This window comes from Mumia sp. ZJ1417, assembly GCF_014127285.1.
Lineage (GTDB): Bacteria > Actinomycetota > Actinomycetes > Propionibacteriales > Nocardioidaceae > Mumia.
In genome coordinates this window covers 3,031,111-3,047,737 of record NZ_CP059901.1, presented here as the reverse complement: position 1 = coordinate 3,047,737, position 16,627 = coordinate 3,031,111, and the positions used below count along the sequence as shown (strand labels likewise).

Annotated in this window: 16 protein-coding genes and 1 pseudogene; 5 read left to right on the top strand and 12 right to left on the bottom strand. The window is 70.8% G+C overall.

Annotated elements, in window-relative coordinates; all coding sequences use genetic code 11:
* Positions 1-16: 16 nt before the first annotated feature.
* Positions 17-616, bottom strand: coding sequence for a helix-turn-helix domain-containing protein (locus H4N58_RS14785; RefSeq protein WP_167004505.1), 600 nt, complete (start codon positions 614-616; stop codon positions 17-19).
* A gap of 102 nt (positions 617-718) precedes the next feature.
* Here H4N58_RS14785 and H4N58_RS14780 point away from each other — a divergent pair, with 102 nt between their 5' ends.
* On the top strand, positions 719-1,669 hold the full coding sequence (locus H4N58_RS14780; protein ID WP_243845071.1) for an NAD(P)/FAD-dependent oxidoreductase: 951 nt from the start codon (positions 719-721) through the stop codon (positions 1,667-1,669).
* Between the two features lie 249 nt (positions 1,670-1,918).
* Here H4N58_RS14780 and H4N58_RS20985 read toward each other — a convergent pair.
* Positions 1,919-2,365: pseudogene (locus tag H4N58_RS20985) on the bottom strand (choice-of-anchor A family protein); the annotation flags it as partial.
* A gap of 296 nt (positions 2,366-2,661) precedes the next feature.
* On the opposite strand from H4N58_RS20985, the gene H4N58_RS14770 reads away from it, so the two are divergent.
* Positions 2,662-3,294 (top strand): methyltransferase domain-containing protein, encoded by a 633-nt coding sequence (locus tag H4N58_RS14770; protein WP_167004501.1) that lies wholly within the window; start codon positions 2,662-2,664, stop codon positions 3,292-3,294.
* A 4-nt stretch (positions 3,295-3,298) separates the two neighbouring features.
* Here the strand turns inward: H4N58_RS14770 and H4N58_RS14765 are convergent, their stop codons facing one another.
* Entirely contained in the window at positions 3,299-4,777 is a 1,479-nt protein-coding gene (locus H4N58_RS14765) for an NAD-dependent succinate-semialdehyde dehydrogenase (protein ID WP_167249988.1), read from the bottom strand.
* 1 nt (position 4,778) lies between these two features.
* Complete coding sequence (gene gabT, locus H4N58_RS14760; RefSeq protein ID WP_167249990.1) at positions 4,779-6,095, bottom strand: 4-aminobutyrate--2-oxoglutarate transaminase; 1,317 nt, start codon at positions 6,093-6,095, stop codon at positions 4,779-4,781.
* A 92-nt stretch (positions 6,096-6,187) separates the two neighbouring features.
* Between gabT and H4N58_RS14755 the strand changes: the two genes are divergently transcribed.
* On the top strand, positions 6,188-7,084 hold the full coding sequence (locus H4N58_RS14755) for a LysR family transcriptional regulator (RefSeq protein ID WP_167004492.1): 897 nt from the start codon (positions 6,188-6,190) through the stop codon (positions 7,082-7,084).
* A gap of 3 nt (positions 7,085-7,087) precedes the next feature.
* Here the strand turns inward: H4N58_RS14755 and H4N58_RS14750 are convergent, their stop codons facing one another.
* Genes H4N58_RS14750 through H4N58_RS14725 form a run of 6 tightly spaced genes read right to left on the bottom strand, consistent with a single transcriptional unit; the run spans position 7,088 to position 12,462 of the window.
* Positions 7,088-7,603 (bottom strand): hypothetical protein, encoded by a 516-nt coding sequence (locus H4N58_RS14750; protein WP_167249992.1) that lies wholly within the window; start codon positions 7,601-7,603, stop codon positions 7,088-7,090.
* A 60-nt stretch (positions 7,604-7,663) separates the two neighbouring features.
* Positions 7,664-8,644, bottom strand: coding sequence for a phosphotriesterase (locus tag H4N58_RS14745; RefSeq protein ID WP_167249994.1), 981 nt, complete (start codon positions 8,642-8,644; stop codon positions 7,664-7,666).
* On the bottom strand, positions 8,641-9,660 hold the full coding sequence (locus tag H4N58_RS14740; RefSeq protein ID WP_167249996.1) for a DctP family TRAP transporter solute-binding subunit: 1,020 nt from the start codon (positions 9,658-9,660) through the stop codon (positions 8,641-8,643). Before H4N58_RS14740 ends, H4N58_RS14745 begins: the two co-directional genes overlap by 4 nt.
* A 2-nt stretch (positions 9,661-9,662) precedes the next feature.
* A complete protein-coding gene (locus H4N58_RS14735) occupies positions 9,663-10,616 on the bottom strand; it encodes a shikimate dehydrogenase (protein ID WP_167249998.1) in 954 nt (317 codons plus the stop codon).
* Entirely contained in the window at positions 10,613-11,887 is a 1,275-nt protein-coding gene (locus H4N58_RS14730; protein ID WP_167004477.1) for a TRAP transporter large permease, read from the bottom strand. The genes H4N58_RS14735 and H4N58_RS14730 overlap by 4 nt, the downstream gene beginning before the upstream one ends.
* The gene (locus H4N58_RS14725) at positions 11,884-12,462 is read right to left on the bottom strand and encodes a TRAP transporter small permease (protein ID WP_167250012.1); all 579 of its coding nucleotides are present in this window, start codon (positions 12,460-12,462) and stop codon (positions 11,884-11,886) included. Before H4N58_RS14725 ends, H4N58_RS14730 begins: the two co-directional genes overlap by 4 nt.
* Positions 12,463-12,541: 79 nt before the next feature.
* Between H4N58_RS14725 and H4N58_RS14720 the strand changes: the two genes are divergently transcribed.
* Positions 12,542-13,531: a LacI family DNA-binding transcriptional regulator gene (locus H4N58_RS14720; protein ID WP_167250014.1), complete on the top strand. Its 990-nt coding sequence runs from the start codon at positions 12,542-12,544 to the stop codon at positions 13,529-13,531.
* A 20-nt stretch (positions 13,532-13,551) separates the two neighbouring features.
* On the opposite strand, the gene H4N58_RS14715 is transcribed toward H4N58_RS14720, so the two are convergent.
* Positions 13,552-15,339 (bottom strand): bifunctional sugar phosphate isomerase/epimerase/4-hydroxyphenylpyruvate dioxygenase family protein, encoded by a 1,788-nt coding sequence (locus H4N58_RS14715; protein WP_167250016.1) that lies wholly within the window; start codon positions 15,337-15,339, stop codon positions 13,552-13,554.
* Between the two features lie 83 nt (positions 15,340-15,422).
* Between H4N58_RS14715 and H4N58_RS14710 the strand changes: the two genes are divergently transcribed.
* Positions 15,423-16,070 carry a TetR/AcrR family transcriptional regulator gene (locus H4N58_RS14710; protein ID WP_167250018.1) on the top strand — a complete coding sequence of 216 codons (648 nt, stop codon included), beginning with the start codon at positions 15,423-15,425 and terminating at the stop codon, positions 16,068-16,070.
* Between the two features lie 164 nt (positions 16,071-16,234).
* Here H4N58_RS14710 and H4N58_RS14705 read toward each other — a convergent pair whose 3' ends face one another.
* Positions 16,235-16,627: a MerR family transcriptional regulator gene (locus H4N58_RS14705; protein WP_167250020.1), complete on the bottom strand. Its 393-nt coding sequence runs from the start codon at positions 16,625-16,627 to the stop codon at positions 16,235-16,237.

Genomic DNA, 16,627 nt, shown 5'->3' with positions numbered 1-16,627 from the left:
TTCGGTCAGGTTGCTTTCACGGCGCGGACGGGGAGGTGCGTTTCGGGCGAGCCCGCAGGTGCGCGCGCTCGCCCTGCTTGCCGAAGAGGCTGAGGAACTCGACCGGATCGTCGTCGGCCGCGCCGAACCAGTGCGGGGTACGGGTGTCGAACTCGGCCGCCTCTCCCGGTGCGAGGACGATGTCGTGCTCGGCGAGGACGACGCGCAGACGCCCGTTGAGCACGTACACCCACTCGTAGCCCTCGTGCGTCTTCAGGTCGGGCGTGCCGCTGTCGCTGCCGCCGGGGATCACCAGCTTGTACGCCTGGATGCCGCCGGCGCGACGGGTCAGAGGGATCGTCGTCATGCCGAACGCCTTCCGAGGCCGCAGGTGGATGCGGGGGTCACCGGTCGGCGGCGCGTCGACGAGCTCGTCCAGCGTCACCCCGTACGCCCGGGCGAGCGGGAGGAGGAGCTCGAGCGTGGGCTTGCGGGCGCCCGACTCGAGGCGCGACAACGTACTCACGGAGATGCCGGTCTCCTCGGACAGGTCGGCAAGTGTGGTGTCTCGCTCCTGACGCAGGGCCCGCAGGCGGGTGCCGACGGCGTCGAGGGTCTGGTCGAGTGCGTGGTCCATCCTTTCGAGTTTGCCATACCGGCAAGGACGTTTGCGAGAATCGGTTGCCGCGACGCACGCTGGGCGACGTGGGGCCACGGTGGCTCCGGGAGAGGACTAGGCATGAAGGACGGGGCGATGAAGGACGCGTACGACGTCGTCGTGGTGGGTGGGGCCGCTGCTGGGCTGAGCGGAGCACTGGTGCTCGCGCGGTCACGGCGCTCGGTGGTCGTGGTCGATGCCGGGCAGCCACGCAATGCCCCTGCCGAGGGTGTGCACGGGCTGCTCGCCCGCGAGGGGATGCCGCCGGGTGAGCTGCTGGAGCGCGGACGGGACGAGATCCGTCAGTACGGCGCCGAGATCGCCACGGGCACGGTCGAGGCGGTGACCGGTGGCGTCGGGCGCTTCGCCGTGGCCCTCACCGACGGGCGTACGGTCACGGCCCGTCGCGTCCTCGTGGCGACGGGGCTCGTCGACGAGCTGCCGGAGGTCGACGGGGTTCGCGAGCGATGGGGCCGTGACGTCGTCCACTGCCCGTACTGCCACGGCTGGGAGGTCCGCGACCAGGCCATCGGCGTCCTCGCGACCGGGCCGATGGCGGCTCATCAGGCGCTGCTGTTCCGGCAGCTCAGCGACGACGTCACGGTGTTCGTGAACGACCAGGGTGCACTGCCGAAGGAGCAGGCGGAGCAGCTCGCGGCGCGCGGCGTCGCCGTGGTCGAAGGTGCCGTCGAGGCGCTCGAGATCTCGGGCGACCGGATCACCGGCGTGCGGCTGGTCGACGGCACCACGATCCCGCGCGACGTGGTGGCCGTGGGTGCACGGATGTCGGCGCGAGTCGAGTTCCTCGCGCCCCTCGGGATCAAGCCTGTGGAGCATCCGTCGGGGATGGGGACGCACGTGCCTTGCGATCCCACCGGTCGAACGGACGTGGCCGGGGTGTGGATCGCGGGCAACGCCACCGACCTCAGCGCTCAGGTGGGGGCGGCGGCGGCCGCGGGCGCGTTCGCTGCCGCGCAGATCAACACTGATCTGGTCGCCGAGGAGGCGAGGTCTGCGGTGGCTGCGCGCTGACGGGCGTGGTCGTGCGGCGGAGGACACCAGCCAGCAGGGCCACCGCCGCCCCGCCGACGACGAGGGCGAGCCCGGCTGCCGCGACCCACGGCGGGGGACCGCCGGTCGACGGCAGCGTGCTGTCAGAGCCCCCGTCCTCGCTGTCGGCGGCGTCTGCGGGCGTGCCGGGCGTCCGCGCGGTCGGTTCCGTCGTCGGCTCAGTGGTGGGCTCGGTCGGGCTGCTCGCACAGCTGAGGCGTCCGAGGAGGCGTCGGCCTGGTTCGGCATCGTCCCGGTGTACTCCGTGCCGCTGACGTTCACGAGCAGCGTGGTGACACCCCCCGGCGGCGTCCCTCGGTAGGTGAAGCTGGCGACGTTGCCCAGCTCGGCGGCGGTCAGGTTCAGCACGTTCGTCCGCCCGGCCTCCAGGTCGAGGGAGACCTGCGTGCCCGGGGTGTCGAGCGGTCGTTCCAGGGCCTCGCCGTTCGCGTTGCGTGGTGTGAGGGTCTGCGCGCACGTGCCCATCTCGCGCGTCAGGTCGCGGTACTGGGCGAATGCGCCGGGGATGTCGATGAGGTCGCCAACGGGCTCCGCGACCGACGCGGGTGACTGTCGCGAGGTGGTGCCTTCGATCCGGGGCGCGGATCCGTACGGCGCGCCGGGCTGGACGACCTGGTAGAGGGCGGAGGCGCCGTTCGTGTCGGTGTTGTGGGCGGTGAACGCGTCGCCGTCGAGGCAACCGTCCCCTCCGGCTCGTCGGCGTTGAGCGTGACGTCGCCCTCAACGAACACCAAGAAGCTGCTGTTCGCCGGATCGAGCGGATCGATCCGTACGGGGTTGATCCCGTCGAGGTCGGCGTACGCGCGGGGGAGCGGTGCGGACAGCGCGAGGAGAACCGCACCCGTGCACGCAACGACAGTCCCGGCAGCAGCCATGCCGCGGCTTCGCGTGAGGGGGCGCATGAAGGGAGGTGGCACTGCGCGACTCTTCTCGCCTCTCGTCAGAATGGAGGCGTGACCTCGACTTCCGTGCAGACGCTGACGTTCGGCCCGCTGACGATCGCGTACGACGAGACGGTGCTCCAGCCGCGAGCGTGGACGGCGCGTCAGGCCGAGCTCGCGGTCGAGCTCGCGGCCTCGACGCACGACGGTCCGGTGCTGGAGCTGTTCAGCGGTGTCGGCCACATCGGGCTGCTCGTGGCCGCGCGCACGGGGCGCCCGCTGGTCCAGGTCGACGCCAGCCCGCACGCCTGTGCGTGGGCCCGCGCGAATGCGGAAGCGGCAGGTCTGGCCGACGCGGTGACGGTACGGTGTGGCCTCCTCGAGGACGCGCTCGAGCCGCACGAGCGGTTCTCTCTCGTGATCGCCGACCCGCCATGGGTGCCGAGCGCCGAGATCAGCCGGTTCCCCGACGACCCGCCGCTCGCGATCGACGGCGGCGCGGACGGGATGGACCTCGTCCGCAGCAGCCTCGAGGTCATCGGGCGCCACCTGACCGCCGGTGGGTACGCCGTGGTCCAGGTCGGCCCGGAGCGCCAGGCGGAGGCCGTCGTGGAGGCGATCGACGGCCTGCCGCTGACGTGCGTCGCGGTCGAGCGCTATCCGCGCGGTGCGCTCCTCGTGCTCCGTGGCAGCGAGAACGACTGAGCCGTCACTGCCACGCGACGCTGAAGTACTGTGTCTCGCTGAACTCCTCCAACCCCTCGCGTGCACCCTCGCGACCCAGGCCGCTCTGCTTGACCCCGCCGAACGGTGCGGCCGGATCGGAGACGAGGCCGCGCCCGATGCCGACCATGCCCGCGTCGATCTCCTCGGCGAGACGCAGCGCGCGGCCGAGATCGCCCGCGTAGACGTACGCGGCGAGGCCGTACTCGCTGGCATTGACGTAGTCGAGCAGCTCCTCCTCCGTGCGCCACCTGACGATCGGGGCGACCGGTCCGAAGATCTCTTCGGTGACGACCGGGGAGTCCGGGGCGACGTCGGCGAGCACGACCGGGGCGAGGAAGTGCCCGGTTAGCGTCGGGTCGAGCGGTGCGCGGTGCGCGACCGTCGCTCCAGCGGCGAGGGTGGCGTCGATGAGTGCCTGCACGCCCGCGAGCGCCTTGGCTGAGATCAGCGGACCGATCTGGGCGCCGGTTGACGCCGGACCGACGGTCAGCGCCTCGACGGCTGCCCCCAGGCGTGCGGTGAACGCGTCAGCGACGTCGGCATGGATGTAGAAGCGGTTCGCCGCGGTGCAGGCCTGCCCGCCATTGCGGAACTTCGCGACCATTGCCCCTTCGACGGCCGCGTCGAGGTCGGCGTCGTCCGTGACGATGAACGGCGCGTTCCCGCCGAGCTCCATCGAGCTGTTCACGACCCGGTCCGCCGCCTGGCGCAGCAGGATCCGGCCGACGTTCGTCGATCCGGTGAACGAGATCTTGCGGACCCGGGGGTCCGCGAGCCAGGTGCCGACGACTGCGGCCGCGTCGGTGGTCGGGACGACGTTGACGACCCCGTCCGGCACCCCGGCCTCGGTGAGGATCCGGGCGATCGCGAGGGCGGTGAGCGGGGTCTCGGCCGCCGGCTTGAGCACCACCGTGCACCCGGCCGCGAGCGCCGGGGCGATCTTGCGGGTCGCCATCGCGGCGGGGAAGTTCCACGGGGTCACCAGGGCGGCGACGCCGACGGGGCGGCGGGTCACGAGCGTACGGGTGCCGCCGGCCGGCGCCGGGCCGTAGTCGCCGGAGCTCCGCACGGCCTCCTCGGAGAACCAGCGGAAGAACTCGGCCGCGTACATCACCTCGCCGCGTGCGTCGACGAGCGACTTGCCGTTCTCGGCGCAGATGAGCGCAGTCAGCCGGTCGACGTCGGAGACCATCAGGTCGTACGTGCGTCGCAGAATCTCCGAGCGGGCGCGTGGCGCGGTGCGGCGCCACGCGGTCAGTGCGCGCGCAGCGGCGTCGACGGCCGCGGTCGCGTCGGCAGGGGAGGCGTCGGCGACGTGCGCGACGAGGGCGGCGGTCGCGGGGTCGTCGACGACGAAGGTCGCGGCGGTCGACCGCCACTCGCCGCCGACGAACAGGCCGCGCTCGGGATCGAGCTCGGCGAGGTGGCGCTCGAGCGCGGAGGGCTCGTACGTCGCGGTCATGTCAGGCCTCCTGCAGAGCGGTGGTGAGGACGTCGAGCGCCTCGTGGAGAAGGGCGTCGGAGATCGTCAGCGGCGGCAGGAAGCGGATCACATTGCCCCAGGTGCCGCAGGTGAGGATGATGACGCCCTCGGTGTGGCAGGCGGAGGCGAGGCGCTTGGCGAGCGCGGCGTCGGGCTCGCCGGCCGCGTCGACGAGCTCGATCGCGATCATCGCGCCGCGTCCGCGCACGTCGCCGATGCGCGGGTCGTCGGCCGCGACGCGGTGGAGTCGGTCGCGCATCAGTGACTCGATGGCACCTGCCCGCGCCACCAGCCCCTCGGCCTCGAGGATCTCGATCGTCGCGAGCGCCGCGGCACAGGCCAGCGGGTTGCCGCCGTACGTGCCGCCGAGGCCCGAGGCGTGCGCGGCGTCCATGATCGCGGCGCGCCCCGTCACGGCGGACAGGGGCAGGCCGTCGGCCACCCCCTTGGCCGTGACGACGAGGTCGGGTACGACGCCCTCGTGCTCGCACGCATACATCGCCCCCGTACGCCCGAAGCCCGACTGCACCTCGTCGGCGACGAACACGACGCCGTTCTCGGCGCACCACTGCGCGATCGCCGCGAGGAAGCCCTCCGCGGGCACCACGAACCCGCCCTCGCCCTGGATCGGCTCGATCACGACGGCCGCGAGGTTGGCGGCCCCCACCTGCTTGTCGATGACATCGAGGGCCCGCTCGGCGGCGAGCCGGCCGTCCTTGATGCCGTCGCGGAAGGGGTACGACATGGGGGCGCGGTAGACCTCGGGGGAGAAGGGCCCGAACCCGTGCTTGTACGGCATCGACTTGGCCGTCATCGCCATCGTGAGGTTGGTTCGCCCGTGGTAGGCGTGGTCGAACACGACGACCGCCTGCCGACCGGTGTGGGCGCGGGCGATCTTCACCGCGTTCTCGACGGCTTCGGCGCCGGAGTTGAACAGCGCGGTGCGCTTCTCGTGGTCGCCCGGGGTGAGCCGGTTGAGGGCCTCGGCAACCGCGACGTACGGCTCGTACGGGGTGACCATGAAGCAGGTGTGTGTGTAGGCGGCGGCCTGGGCAGCCACGGCGTCGACGACCCGCGGTGCGCTCACGCCCACGGTCGTCACGGCGATGCCCGACCCGAGGTCGATGAGCTGGTTGCCGTCGACGTCTTTGACGATCCCGCCGGACGCCTCGGCGGCGAACACGGGCATCGTCGTCGCCACTGCGGCGGGGACTGCGGCGTGCTTGCGTGCCATCAGCGCCTGCGAGGCCGGTCCCGGGATAGGGGTGACGAGGCGACGTTCCTGGGTGAGAGCCATGCAGACAGGATCGGGGTTACGAGGCTATGCCGTCCAATACCGAATATGCTGCCTACGTATGCCGTACAGGCATAGGAGGTTTGGAGGTTCGGATGGAGCTGCGGGTGCTCGGCTACTTTGTCGCGACCGCTGACGCCGGCACGGTCAGCGGCGCCGCGACTGCCCTTCACATGACGCAGCCGGCGCTGTCGCGGCAGCTGCGCGGCCTGGAGCGCGAGCTGGGCGTCGACCTCTTCACGCGGTCGCGCGGGCGACTGGCGCTCAACGCGGCGGGCACGCAGTTCCTCCCAGTCGCGCGCGATCTGCTGCGGCGCGCCGACGAGGCCCGCGCTACGGCGTCCACGATGGCGGCGGGGCGTCTCGAGGCGTTGACGATCGCGACCCGGACGACGACGCTGACCGACGTCATCGCGCCGTTCGTGGCGCAGCTGGAGCCCGACGACCCGGTGCCCACCGTGCTCGAGACCGAGGTCGGCGACCCGCACGTGTCGCTGCGCGGCGGCGCCGACCTCGCGCTCGTGTTCGACCGGCCCGGTCCGGACCTCGCCGGTGCGCCGGTCGCCGTGCTGCCGGTGTGGGCGTACGTCCGGACGGACCACGCGTGGGCGCCGCGGGGGAGCGTTGGGCTCGATGAGCTCGTCGGTGAGCGGCTCGTGGTGCTACGCACGGGCATGAGGGCGCGGCACGTGCTCGACGTCGCCGTCGAGAACGCCGGGCTCGCGCTCGGGTCGTACGTCGAGTCGTCCCACCCTCAGGTCGCGCAGGCGCTCGCGGCGGCGGGGCGAGGGATCGCGGTCGTCACCGACGATCCGCGCTTCGCCCTCGTCCCGCTCGAGGTCGACGGCGCCCACGGGCCGCTGCGGGTCCACCTGTGGGCGGCATGGGAGCCCGACCATCACGCGGCCGCGACCCTCGCCGACCTGACCCGTCGGCTGCGGGACTTCTGCGTCGCGCGGTACGGGGCGGGCGTCGCGCCGCCTGCGAGATGAGGGTCAGTGCTTGAGCTGCCACTCGAGCACCGCAGCGAGGATGCCGAGGACGGCGAGTGCGAAGCCGGAGCCGAACATCTCGCGTGACCCCCGCTTGCCGGCGATCTGCGCGACGATCCAGCCCAGAGCGGCGAGTCGCACGACGATGACGGCGATCGCGAGGCCGAGCGCCCAACTTTCGGCGATCCAGCCGGCGTACGCGGCAAGCATCAGCAGGACGGGCAGCGACGCGGTCGACGCGATGGGGCGGGCGTCTCGCAGCTCGTGGAGGAGCATCGTGCGCGAGACGGATCCCGTGCTGCGGACGTCGAGGGCGACGGTCTCCGCAAGGGCGTGCGCGATGAAGGTGGAGACCGCCGTGCCCAGAACGACGACGGCTCCGGTCGGTCCGTCGAGGTCCTCGGGGTGGAGCGACACGAGCGCTGCGAGCACCAGGATGTTGCCGTACAGGTATGCGCTGACCCGCGCGGCGGCGCGCTCCCGGTCGAGGGGCGGACGCTTCGTGGGTGGAGACATCACGTATTCATGGTGCACCGTGGTCGCACACTTCGTGCGGTGACGATGGCGCGGCCCGCCCGATCAGCGCGACGGCGCCAGCAGCCGCGCGGGGTTGCGGACCAGCATCTGCTCGAGGTCGGCCTCGCTCGCGCCACCCTCGCGCAACATCGGGACGATGCGCCGGTGGACGTTCTCCATGTGCCAGTTCGGGACATGCGTGGCGCGCCAGCTCGGCGGTGTCACCCGGCTGAAGAACGCGGCGTCGTGCGACAGCACCATGCGGTCGGCGTAGCCGAGAGGCAGCAACGCCAGCACCGTGCGTACGCGCTTCTCGTCGGCCAGCAGGTGCTCCATCCCGAACCTGTCCATCCCCAGCGTCGCCCCGGTGTCGGCGAGCGCGCGCAGATAGGCGAGGTCCTCGGAGTCGCCACAGTGTCCGACGATCACGCGGTCGGGCGCGACGCCGTGCTTGCCGAGGAACGCGAGCTGGTCGCGGCCGTTCTCCGACGGTGCGTGCGTGTGCGTGGTGATCGGCACCCCGGTCTGCTGGTGCGCGATCGCCGCCGCTGTCATCACCCGCGTGACGTCCGGGGTGCGTCCGGCCCGGTCGGTCACCACCTTGAGCATCCCGGCTCGGACGCCCGTGCCGGCGATGCCGTTCTCGATGTCGGCGAGGAACATCTCCACCAGCGGGTCCGGCCCGTTGATCAGCAGGCCGGGCCCGTGGGTGTGGAAGTACGGCGGCAGCACGTCCGCCGTGTAGTAGCCCGTCGACGCGACGAGCCGGACGCGTGACCGGGCGGCAACCGTCGCCACCCGCGCCACGTCACGTCCGAGACCGAGGACGGTGAGGTCGACTACCGTCCGTACGCCCAGGTCCCACAGGCGGTCGAGGCCCGCGACGGCCGTCTCGACCGCCGCGGCCTCGTCCCACTCCGGATGGGGGAAGTTCAGGTCCAGCTCGGTATGCCCGACGAAGACGTGCTCGTGGATCAGCGTGACCCCGAGGACGCCCTCGTCAACCGGGCCGGTGAAGGTCTGGACTTCCCCCGACCCCGTCATTCAGCCGTGCCCCGGATCGCCTCGTAGACGGCGAGCTGCTCATCGTTGAAGTTCTCGCGCAAGTAGGTGTCGGCCTTCGTTCGGAACGCCTCGACGTCCACGTCGTCGACGACCTTCAGCGCCCCGCTGTCCTTCCACTCGGCGAGCGTCTTCTGCTCGTCCTCGTCGACACAGCCCGGAACTTCCTCGACGGCCTTGTCGACCGCCGCCTGCAACGCCTCCTGCTGCTCGTCGGACAGCTCGTCCCACTTCTGGCCGATGATCACCAGGTTGGAGTTGGCCTGGTGCGACGACATGCTGATGTAGTCCTGCACCTCGTCGAGGCTGACGGCGTCGATGTTGACGATCGGGTTCTCCTGGCCGTCGACCGTGCCCTGCTGAAGCGCGAGGAAGAGCTCCTCGTACGCCACCTCGGTCGCGTTCGCCCCCAGCGCCTTGGCGTTCATGAGGAACTGCGGCGACGCGGGGAAGCGCATCCGCAGGCCCTCGAGGTCTGCCGGCGTACGGATCGGCTCGTTGGCGGTGAACTGCCGCATGCCGGCAGACCAGGCGCCGAGCGTCGTCACGCCCGTCTCCTCCTTGAAGCCGTCGAGCAGCTCGTTTGAGTCGTCGCTCTCGAAGAACCGTACGAGGTGGTCGTTGTCGTCGAAGGCGTACGCGGCGTCGAGGACGGCGACCGGCTCGTACACGGCACCGAGCGCCGAGGCGCCTTGGATGTCGATGTCGATGTCTCCGGAGACGACCGAGCTGATCCGGTCGGCGTCGCCGCCGAGCTGGCTGTTGGGGTGGAGCTTCACCGTCACCCCGACGTCGGCGTTCTCGACCTCGTCGGCGATGACCTGGGCTCCGCAGCGGTGCTGCGGTTGGTTCTCGGTGTAGCTGTGCGCGAGCGTGAGCTCGACGTCGCCACCGTCACCTCCCTCGTCGTCGCCCCCACCGCAGGCGGTGAGCGCGAGCACGGGGACGACCGCCCAGACGGCGATCGTGGTGGTACGGCGGAATCGGTGTGTAGACATGGCTACTGGTTCCTTTCTCCGGAGGTCTCCCGAGACCGATGGGTGGGATGGTCGACGTCCGCGTCCTGCGGCGGGGCGGTCTCGGCGGAGACCATCTCGTCGAAGTCGCGGAACATCTCCTCGCGGTGAGCTGTCCTGCCGGTGAGGAGCTCGAAGGTGTCGGCGGCCTGGTGGACCGCCATCCCGGCGCCGCTGAGGGTGGGGCAACCGCGTGCTCGCGCCGTACGGAGCAGCTCGGTCATGAGGGGGCGGTAGACGATGTCGGCGACCCAGAGCTGCGGGGCGAGCAGCTCGTCCGGCACGGGTGAGCCGGGGTGCTGGGCCATGCCGACCGGGCTGGCGTTGACGAGTCCGGAGGCGCCGGCGAGCACGGTGGCGAGTGCAGACGGCGCGTGCGTACGGACGTTGGGCGTCGCGCCCGTGCCGGACACCGAGGCGCGCAGGCTCTCGGCGCGCGTCTGATCGGGATCGACGACGTGGAGCCGCGTGGCCCCGAGGTCGGCGAGCGCGTGCGCGACCGCCGTGCCCGCGCCGCCGGCGCCGAGCAGGACGACGTCGTCGAGGTCCGCGCCGGGCAGACCCTCGTGGAACGCGCGGGTGAAGCCGGTGACGTCGGTGTTGTGCGCTGTCGTGACGCCGTCGCGGATCAGGATGGTGTTGAGGGCGCCGATGCGGACGACCTCGGAGGCGAGCTCGTCGACGTACGGCAGCAGGGTCCGCTTGATGGGGTGGGTGACGTTGAGCCCGTCGAAGCCGAGCTCGACCGCCGCCGCGAGGAGGTCGCGCACGTGGTCGGCGTCCACCTGGGTGTCGTCGAGATCGACCACCTTGTAGACGTAGCGAAGCCCGTGCCGGTCGGCCTCGCGCTCGTGCATCGGCGGGGTGAGCGACGGTTTGACGCCCTGGCCGAGCAGGCCGGCGAGGACGGAGCCGCGGCTGTCGTGATGCCCGGTCACAGGCCCAGCTCCTTCGGGAGGTAGAGGATCGCATCGGGCCAGAAGACGATCGCCAGGCACAGCAGGAGAAGCGGGACCATGAACGGTAGCGAGCCCCAGAACACCTCCGACATCCGCGCCTTCGCGATCGCCTGCAGGACGAAGATGACGGTGCCCACCGGGGGAGTGAGCAGGCCGATCATCTGCGACAGGATCATCAGCACGCCCAGCGCGATCGGGTCCACCTCGTACACCGCCGCGATCGGCAGCAGGATCGGGACGGTCAACGTGAGGACGGCGATCGCGTCGAGGGCCGTGCCGAGGACCAGCGACAGCAGGAGCACGAGCAGCAGGAAGACTGTCGGGCTCGAGGTCAGGTCGAGGACCCAGGCCGAGAGGTGTTGCGCGACTTGCTCTCTCGCGAAGATGTAGCCGAGCAGGTTGGCCGACGCGACGATCAGCATGATCGCGCCGCTGGTGAGGACCGCCTCGGTGAGGACCTTGGGCAGGTCGCGGATCTTGAGCGTGCCGTACGCGAAGCCGAGGATCGCCATGTACGCCGCGCCGACCGCTGCCGCCTCGGTCGGGGTGAAGAAGCCGCCGAGGATGCCGCCGAGGATGATGACCGGCGCCCCGAGCGGCGCGATCACGCGCTTGCCGGTCTCCCACACCCGCGCGCCGCTGAACTGGGTGCGCTCGATGTTGGGGTCGCGGCGGACCCAGAAGAACACGACGACGCACAGGCCGAGTGCCATCAGGAGCGCGGGAACGACGGAGGCGGCGAACAGCGCGCCCGTCGACACCGCGGCAAGCCCGGCGTAGATCACGGCGGGGATGCTCGGCGGCATGACCGGGGCGATGAGCGAGGCGGCGCCGGTGACGCCGAGGGCGAACTTCTTGGAGTAGCCGCTGCGGAGCATCGCCGGGATCTGGACCTTGCCGAGCGCGGCGGCGTCCGCGACGGCCGACCCGCTCATCCAGGAGAAGCCGAGGCTCACGCCGACGCTCACGTAGCCGAGGCTGCCGCGCACCCGGCCGAGCAGGGCCAGCGCGAAGTCGAACAGGCGGTCCGCGATACCGGCGTGGTTGGCCAGGCAGCCGAGCAGGATGAACAGAGGCACAGCGAGCAGCGGGAAGCTGGCCGTGGACTGCGCGACGAGGCGCAGCGCGAGGCCCAGCGACTGATCGTTGGTCATGAGATAGAGCAGCGACGGGCCGATGAACGCGAACGCGATCGGGACCCGGATCACCAGGAGGACGGTGATGAGGAGGCCGAGAACGAGGAGGCTCATGCGACCGGGGCCTCCATGTCACGCGTACGGTCCTGCGGCACGCCGACGACGGCGTACTGCACTGCGGCGAACGCGGCGCGCAGGGTGGTGCTCACGAATCCGACCAGCGAGATCGCATAGAGCCACGACATCGGCATCCGCATGGCCGGCGACTTGATGATGCCCTGGTCCATCGTCAGCGACCACGCCTCGGCGGTGAGGGCGGCACCGATGGCCGCGACCACGACACACGAGATGACGCGGACGATGCGGCGTACGACTTCGTTGTCGATCGCGTCGACCATCTCGATCGCGATGTGGGAGTCGCTCGTGACGAGCACACCTGCCACGACGAAGGTCAGCCACACCAGGCAGAAGCGGGCGAGCTCGCCCGTCCACGGCCAGCCGTCGAACGGGAGGTAGCGCTGCGCGGCCTGCGCGAGCACGAGGAAGAAGATGAGCAGCAGAGCGGCGATGCCGATCGCCAGCTCGATCGCGGTCAGCACCCGGACGGTCCTCGATGCCCACCGGGGCGGGGCGTCGAAGAACGACTTCACCCGCTCGGGACCTCGCAGGGGTGGTGTGGCGTACGTCATAGGAGGGGAACTTAGGGACGACGAGATTGTCGTGGCAAGCGGTTGCCATCGGGTTGCCAGATCGTGTTCGCTATGTGACATGGCCGACCCCACGATCTACGACGTCGCCGCGGCCGCCGGGGTCGCGACCTCGACGGTGTCACGCGCGTTCTCCCATCCGACGCGAGTGAGTGCGAAGACCCGCGAGCACGTCCTCGCGGTCGCTGCCGAGCTTGGCTATCGGCCGAACCCGCATGCCCGCGCGCTGTTCTCCGGCCGCCACCACACCGTCGCGATGGTCGTCTCCGACATCACGAACCCGCACTACTTCGAGCTGATCCGCGGGGCCGAGCTGCGGGCGAAGGCGTCGGAGTACACGCTCGTGCTCGTCAACGCCGAGGAGTCGCCGCGCATCGAGTACGACCAGATCCAGCGCCTCGTCGGCTCGGTCGACGGGTTCGTGCTCGCCGCGAGCCGCCTGCCGGACGAGAACCTCGAGCAGATCTCGGCGCAACGCCCGGTCGTCCTGATGAACCGCGAGCTCCCAGGGCTCTCGAGCGTCGTCCTCGACCACGTCCAGGGGTGCCGCCAGCTCGTGGAGCACCTGGCGTCGCTCGGGCACCGCCATCTCGTCTACCTCGCCGGGCCGCGCAACTCGTGGATGGCGGCGACGAGGTGGTCCGCGCTGCGCGCCGCCGGCGACGACCTCGGCATCCGGGTCGAGCGCGTGGGGCCGTTCACGCCCAAGGTCTCGCACGGAGGAGTCGCGGCCGACGGTGCCCTCAACACCGGCGCGACTGCCGTCGTCGCGCACAACGACCTGCTCGCGATCGGGGTCGTCCAGCGGCTCGCGCAGCGCGGTGTGCGGGTGCCGGCGGACGTGAGCGTGGTCGGGTTCGACGACATCTTCGCCTCGGACTTGTGCACCCCGCGCCTCACGACCCTCGGGGGCCCGCACGGCGAGGTCGGACGGGCGGCGGTCGAGATCCTGCTCGACATGGCGACGCCGACACGCCAGCCCCGTACGCCTGCGCGTGTCGTGCTCCCGACCGAGCTGGTGCTCCGCGACTCGACCGGCGAGGCGCCGTAGGGCCGCGGCTGTCCGACGGGTCAGAGGGCGCCGGTGGCGCGCTGCGCGGCGAGTCGTACGGGCGCGTCCGCGGCCCCGTACCCGTCGTACGGACCGCGCCGCTCGACGAACTCGAAGAACACGTCACCGAGGGTGCGTGTGTAGAAGTGCACGAACCCGCCGTCGGCGTCCTCGTCGTACAGCAGGTCCAGCGACCGCAGCTCGGTGAGGAACGCGTCGTCGAGGCCGAAGCGCGCGCGCAGGTCGTCGTAGTAGTTGTCGGGTACGGGGAGGAACGACAGTCCGCGCCCCCGTGCCGTACGGGCGAGCCCGACGACGTCGTCTGAGGCGAACGCGACGTGCTGCGTACGCCGGTCCTCGCCCTGCGGCTCCACGTTGAGGGGGAGTCGCACGCAGCCGTCCGGCGTACGCATCACCTGGCTGCGGACGAGCCCGCTCGGCCCGGCGACTTCGCGGGCTGGCTCCGGGTCGAGGCCGAGGACGCTCTGATAGAAGAGCACGGCCTCGTCGAAGTCCTGCCAGCGCTGCGTCACGTTGACGTGGTCGATGGAGCGGGCGACGTCGGAGCGTTCGGGATCGCCGTACGTGAACTCGTCGAGCCAGCGTGGATCGGGTCCGTGGTCGCTGAAGAGGATCTGCGTTCCGTCGGGTGCCGCCGTCGCCGGCAGGTCCTGCTCGCCCGCATGGGTCTGCCGGAACACCGGGGGCGCGTCGAGCTCGCGGGCCCGCGCCAGCGCCGCGTCCGCGTCGGCGACCTCGAGACCGAACGCGGCCAGGTGGGCCGGCTTGTCCCCTCCGCGGTCGTTGAGGATCACGCGGGCCCTCCCCGACGACCAGAGTCGTACGGGCTTGGTGCGGTGCCGGCCGCGGAAGGTGAAGCCGAGCTGTTCGAGCACGAGGTCGGTGTCGTCGAGCCCGGACCCGCGCAGTTCGACGAAGTCGAAGGCCTGCGGCGGGCTGACGGCGGTGAGCGGCCTGGTGGTGGCTGCGGTGTCGGGACGGCGTACCTGGTCGGCGAGCCAGACCAGCGAGCGGTGCGCGTGCGCGGCGGTGCGTCGCACGTCGGTCTGTCGGAAGACGTCGTTGAAGACCTCGAGCGACAGCGGTCCGGTGTAGCCGGCGGCGAGCACGTGGCCGAGGAAGCCGGTGAGGTCGAAGCTGCCCTCGCCTGGGAAGAGGCGGTGGTGCCGGCTCCACGAGAGCACGTCCATGTCGAGGGCAGGGGCGTCGGCGAGCTGGAGGTAGAAGATCTTGTCGCCCGGGATCTTCTCGATGTCGCTCGGGTCGTGGCCGCGAGACAGGATGTGGAACGAGTCGAGGCACACGCCGATGTTGGGGTGGTCCGCGCGCTCTACGATCCGCCATGCGCGGCGGTAGTCGTCGATGTACTTGCCCCAGGCGAGCGCCTCGAACGCGATGCGGACCCCGTACGAGGCGGCGAGCTCACCGAGGGCGCGCAGCTGACGGGCCGACACCTCGTCGGAGTCGATCGTGGCGGTGGCGACGTTGCTGCACACGAGGATCAGGTCCATGCCGAGGCGGTTCATCAGCGCGAACTTCGTCTCCGCGCGGCGAAGGTTGTCGGCGAAGGTCTCCTCGTCGACGCCCTCGAAGTCGCGGAACGGCTGGTAGAGGTCGAGCGACAGCCCGAGCCGGTCCGCGAGCGTGCGGATCTCCTCGGGCGACTCGTACGCGGTCACGAGGTCGGGCTCGAAGATCTCCACGCCGTCGAAGCCGGCTTCGGCGCAGGCGTGGAGCTTGGGGACGAGACTTCCGCTGAGGCAGACGGTGGCGATCGACGTACGCACGCGAGGAACGTACCATTTCGTACATTGCGGGGGCCAGGGCCGACTGCCGGTCCTCGGTGGCCTCGCTCGACTAGGGTGGTGCCGTGACTGACCAGGTCTCGAGGCAGCGCGATCCCGAGCGTACGAAGGCGGAGCTCCTCGAGGTCGCCACACGGGCGTTCGCCGAGGACGGATACTCCGGTGCCCGCGTCGACGAGATCGCGGAGCGCACTCGCACGACGAAGCGGATGATCTACTACTACTTCGGCGGCAAGGAGCAGCTTTATCTCGCCGTTCTGGAGAACGCGTACCGCGGGATCCGTCAGGCCGAGGAGCGTCTCGAGGTTGGTGACCTCGGCCCTGTCGACGCGATCAGGCGGCTCGCCGAGCTGACGTACGACCACCACGTCGAGCACCAGGACTTCATGCGCCTGGTCGCCATCGAAAACATCCACCGCGGTGAGGGCATCCGCAAGCTCGAGGTGCTCCGTGACCTCGGCAAGCCGGCGATGGAGGTCCTCGAGACGATCCTCAAGCGAGGCGTCGCCGACGGGGTGTTCCGTGACGACGTCGACGCGCTCGACGTGCACCTGCTGATCAGCTCGTACTGCGTGTTCCAGGTCGCCAACCAGTACACGTTCGGCTACCTCTTCGACGTCGACCTGCTCGCCGACGATCAGCGCCCGCGGCTGCGCGCGTTGATCGGCGACGTCGTCGTGTCCTGGCTGCGTCCCGGGTCCCCGGTCGCGTAGGGCGAGCCCGTATCGAGACCCCGGGTCTCGGCACCCCTCGTGCGATCTCGGTCGCTGCCTGATCCGCTGAGGCCCCGTCCCCGATTCGGGCACTTTGACACCCAACCCGACAGCGGATTCGGTGGCAAAATGCCCGAATCGGGGACGGAGGCCTCAGCGCTGCGTCATCCGAGTCGCGCTCTCGCCACCAGGGCGGAGCACTCGTCGCAGTCGGACACGACCGGATGGGCGCAGGTCACCACGTGCGAGAGAAACCGGTCGGCCAGCTCGAGATCGGCGACCTGTTCGGCGATGCTGACTCGCTTGGCAGCGATGATCCCGATCCGGTCGGCGCGCTCCGCGGCAGCGAGGTCACGGATCTCGGCCAACGAGAGTCCGGCGCGCTGGCAGATCTGGATCATCCGAGCCTGCGCGAGCGACTGTTCGTCGTAGACGCGATGGCCCGAGGGGAGCCGCGGTGGTCGGAGCAGCTCGACGTCCTCCCAGTGGCGCAGGACGTGCGCCGCGATGCCGAGGACAGCGGCGGCGTCGCCGACCCGCATCTCCGTCTCGGGCAT

Excerpts from the sequence above, each read along its gene's own strand:
- H4N58_RS14780 (WP_243845071.1), top strand. The coding sequence starts at position 719 with ATGAAGGACGGGGCGATGAAGGACGCGTACGACGTCGTCGTGGTGGGT.
- H4N58_RS14730 (WP_167004477.1), bottom strand. The coding sequence starts at position 11,887 with ATGAGCCTCCTCGTTCTCGGCCTCCTCATCACCGTCCTCCTGGTGATC.
- gabT (WP_167249990.1), bottom strand. The coding sequence starts at position 6,095 with ATGGCTCTCACCCAGGAACGTCGCCTCGTCACCCCTATCCCGGGACCG.
- H4N58_RS14755 (WP_167004492.1), top strand. The coding sequence starts at position 6,188 with ATGGAGCTGCGGGTGCTCGGCTACTTTGTCGCGACCGCTGACGCCGGC.
- H4N58_RS14765 (WP_167249988.1), bottom strand. The coding sequence starts at position 4,777 with ATGACCGCGACGTACGAGCCCTCCGCGCTCGAGCGCCACCTCGCCGAG.
- H4N58_RS14720 (WP_167250014.1), top strand. The coding sequence starts at position 12,542 with ATGGCCGACCCCACGATCTACGACGTCGCCGCGGCCGCCGGGGTCGCG.
- H4N58_RS14705 (WP_167250020.1), bottom strand. The coding sequence starts at position 16,627 with ATGCCCGAGACGGAGATGCGGGTCGGCGACGCCGCCGCTGTCCTCGGC.
- H4N58_RS14740 (WP_167249996.1), bottom strand. The coding sequence starts at position 9,660 with ATGTCTACACACCGATTCCGCCGTACCACCACGATCGCCGTCTGGGCG.
- H4N58_RS14785 (WP_167004505.1), bottom strand. The coding sequence starts at position 616 with ATGGACCACGCACTCGACCAGACCCTCGACGCCGTCGGCACCCGCCTG.
- H4N58_RS14725 (WP_167250012.1), bottom strand. The coding sequence starts at position 12,462 with ATGACGTACGCCACACCACCCCTGCGAGGTCCCGAGCGGGTGAAGTCG.
- H4N58_RS14745 (WP_167249994.1), bottom strand. The coding sequence starts at position 8,644 with ATGACGGGGTCGGGGGAAGTCCAGACCTTCACCGGCCCGGTTGACGAG.